2 pseudogenes are annotated in these 1,700 nt (G+C 65.8%); one reads left to right on the forward strand and one right to left on the reverse strand.

The features are described 5' to 3' along the window. Positions 1 to 217 (reverse strand): annotated as a pseudogene (locus tag MKL11_RS00015) (single-stranded-DNA-specific exonuclease RecJ); the annotation flags it as partial. On the opposite strand from MKL11_RS00015, the pseudogene MKL11_RS00020 reads away from it, so the two are divergent. Further along, a pseudogene (locus MKL11_RS00020) lies at positions 196 to 1,700 on the forward strand (efflux RND transporter permease subunit); the annotation flags it as partial. The pseudogenes MKL11_RS00015 and MKL11_RS00020 overlap by 22 nt on opposite strands.

Below are 1,700 nucleotides of genomic sequence, written 5' to 3' on the forward strand. Positions count from 1 at the left end.
CCACCGTCGCCAGGGCCACGAGGTCGAGGGCGTCGGTGAGGGTCGGCTCGGGGCGATCCGAGCCAAAATAGCCGTCCCGGCGCAGGGCGCGGTTGAGGGCGGCCAGCGTCAGGAACACGACCCCGGCGGCGCAGAGATGGCGTAGGCCGGAGAGCTCGTCGAGGCGGTTGGGATTCACCACGCACCGGGCCGGGGGCAGCTGTTCGGCGGGTGAACCGGGCGATCTTCTTCTCGGCGGCGATCATCATTGTCGGCTTCCTGCCGCTCTTCACGCTCAGCGGTGTCGAGGGCCATATCTTCGGGCCGATGGCCAAGACCTATGCGTACGCCCTGGCCGGCGGGCTCATTGCCACCTTCACGGTCTCGCCGGCCCTCTCGGCGATCCTGCTGCCGAAGCGGCTCAAGGAGCGCGACACCCTGATCATACGGATCCTGCGCGCGGGCCACATGCACGTGCTGCGCGTGGCGCTGCAGAACAAGCTCGTCGCGCTGTCGGGGATGCTCGTCCTCGTCTGCGTCGCAGGCCTCTTGGTCGGGGGCCTGGGACTGGAATTTCTGCCCAAGCTCGAAGAGGGCAATCTCTGGATCCGCGGCACCATGCCGGCTTCGATCTCGCTTGAAGCTGGCGATGTCTACGTGCGGCGGATGCGGGCGATCCTGCGCAGCTATCCGAAGGTCGAGACGGTGGTGTCGCACCAGGGCCGTCCGGATGACGGCACGGACGCCACGGGCTTCTTCAACGTTGAGCTGTTCGCACCCCTGACCGCGTCGGAGACGTGGCCCGCCGGCATGACCAAGGAGAAGCTGGTCAAGGCGATGTCCGAGCGGCTGAACGAAGATCTTCCCGGCATCGAGTTCAACTTCTCCCAGTATATCGAGGATAATGTCGAGGAGGCAGCGTCCGGTGTGAAGGGCGAAAACTCGGTCAAGATCTACGGCAACGACCTAAAGGAGCTGACCGCGACGGCCGAGCGGATCAAGAATGTCATGGCGCATGTGCCGGGCATCGCTGATCTAGCGATCTTCTCCTCGCTCGGCCAGCCTACGGTGCGGATCGACGTCGATCGGGAGAAGGCGGCCCGATACGGCCTCGCGCCCGGCGACGTGAACACCACGATCCAGGCGGCGATCGGCGGCCAGACCGCTGGCGACCTCTACGAGTACGGCTCCGACCGGCACTTCCCCATGCGGGTGCGGCTCGCCAAGGAATACCGCTCGTCGCTGGCCGGCATCCGCAACATCGCGGTCGGCGCCCAGAACCCGAATGGCGACGTCATCCAGGTGCCGCTCTCCGAGATCACGGATGTCGATCTGGTCTCCGGAGCCTCATTCATCTACCGCGAAGGCCAGCAGCGCTACATCCCGGTGAAGTTCTCGGTGCGCGGGCGCGATCTCGGCGGCGCGGTCATCGAGGCTCAGACTCGCGTTGCCCACGAGGTGTCACTCCCTCCGGGCTACCGGCTGGAATGGGTTGGGGAATTCGGAAACCTTCAGGATGCCGTGGCGCGCCTGAAGCTCGTGGTCCCGGTGACGCTGCTGCTGATTGCGCTGCTGCTGTACATCAACTTCTCGTCGGTGGCGGACATGCTGCTGACGCTCTCGGTGATCCCGATGGCGATGATCGGCGGCATCTTCGCCCTGGCGCTGACCGGCACGCCATTCTCGATCTCGGCGGCGATCGGGTTCATCGCGCTGTTCGG

It is taken from the genome of Methylobacterium sp. J-077 (assembly GCF_022829365.1).
In the GTDB taxonomy this organism is placed as follows: Bacteria; Pseudomonadota; Alphaproteobacteria; order Rhizobiales; family Beijerinckiaceae; genus Methylobacterium.